This is a genomic window from Veillonella dispar (assembly GCF_937975875.1).
Taxonomy (GTDB): Bacteria; Bacillota; Negativicutes; order Veillonellales; family Veillonellaceae; genus Veillonella; species Veillonella dispar_B.
The window spans coordinates 1-1,483 of record NZ_CALJSP010000016.1 but is presented as its reverse complement, the minus strand read 5'-3'; the positions used below and the strand labels follow the sequence as shown (position 1 = coordinate 1,483).

Genomic DNA, 1,483 nt, shown 5'->3' with positions numbered 1-1,483 from the left:
GTTGGGTTCCTATCCATTGGAGAAAGTTATAGCCTTGAAACCAGATCTCGTCATCGCTCCAGATTACACGAGTGCAGATGTTATTGACGGTTTGCGCCACATGGGTATACCTACTGTTGTAGTACCGACACCGTCTACGGTAGAGGAAGTCATTCAAAATGTGACGGATATTGCGCATGTAGTTGGGGAGGATGAAAAGGGTCAATTCTATACCCAGAAGATTCGTCGTGAAATAGATGAGATGAAAAGGCTAGGTGACTCTATTCCTGAGGACCAGCGTAAAAGTGTCCTCTTTGTATCCTCTATGGATGGTTATACAGGGACAGGTAGTTTATTTGACGATATGTGTAAGTATATGAGTATCTATAATGCACCTGACCTTTTAGGATTGCCACCACGGACACCCTTTGGGGATGAACGAGTCATAGCCATGGAGCCGGATTATATTTTTATTCCATCCTATAAGGGGATGGATAAGACGTTAGCCAGTCGATATTTAGATAATCCAGCTTTTCAAAATTTGTCAGCTGTACGGGAACATAGGGTTAAACCATTGCCTGCAGCATACTTATATACAATGAATCAGCATATTGGTGAAGCGATGTTAGCCATTATGCATACAGTGTATCCTCAGTTAGAAAGGAATTCTCATGACTAAACAGAAACAACGTATCATGGCAATTGCCATAATTGGGGTATTGCTGTGTATTGTGAGTCTATTAGCTCTACACCTAGGAACCATCATGATTCCTATTGGTGGGGGCATACAAAGTATTTTGAATGGTATGGGTATACCTGTACACTTCACAGAGCCGATTACAGCTGAACAAGAGGCGGTATTGTGGTTTATTCGCATGCCACGTCTTATCATCGGCCTTCTCGTAGGTGGTGCCTTGGCACTAGCTGGTGCGGTTATGCAAGGGGTGTTCTCAAACCCACTAGCGGATCCAGGTATTATGGGCGTATCTGCAGGTGCATCACTTGGTGCCGTTATTGCCATCGCCCTTGGATTTACATCCTTAGGGATGTTTTATATGCCTGCCTTTGCTTTCGTAGGGGCCTTTGTATCCGTGGGTATTACCATTCTTTTGACCTTGCGTAATAACAAGCTAGATACGACAACCTTATTGTTAGCAGGTGTAGCCGTAAGTATGTTATTAGGGGCTTTCACCTCTGGTATCTTGACGATGATCAATGAATATCGATTGCGTGAATTCCTATTCTGGATGGTAGGGGGCCTCGATTTCCGCCGTTGGGACCATGTTCTATTGGCAGTTGGACCTATCATGTCGGGTAGTGTGATTTTAATGCTGCTCGGTCGTCATCTGAACGTGCTCGTTCTTGGCGATACAGAGGCTCGTGCCTTAGGTGTGCCTGTTATGGTGTATCGCATGCTATTCCTATTCTTATCATCTGTCGTTACTGCTACTGCTGTATGCGTCAGTGGTTCCATCGGTTTCGTAGGTTTAGTGGTACCTCATAT

At 44.5% G+C, this 1,483-nt stretch carries 2 protein-coding genes; both read left to right on the top strand.

The window, feature by feature from the left end:
* A partial coding sequence (locus Q7P05_RS00655; RefSeq protein WP_303930038.1) for an ABC transporter substrate-binding protein occupies positions 1-658 on the top strand: 658 nt, incomplete at its 5' end.
* Positions 651-1,483: iron ABC transporter permease (locus tag Q7P05_RS00650; RefSeq protein WP_303930037.1), on the top strand; the 833-nt coding region annotated here is incomplete at its 3' end. The genes Q7P05_RS00655 and Q7P05_RS00650, both read left to right, overlap by 8 nt.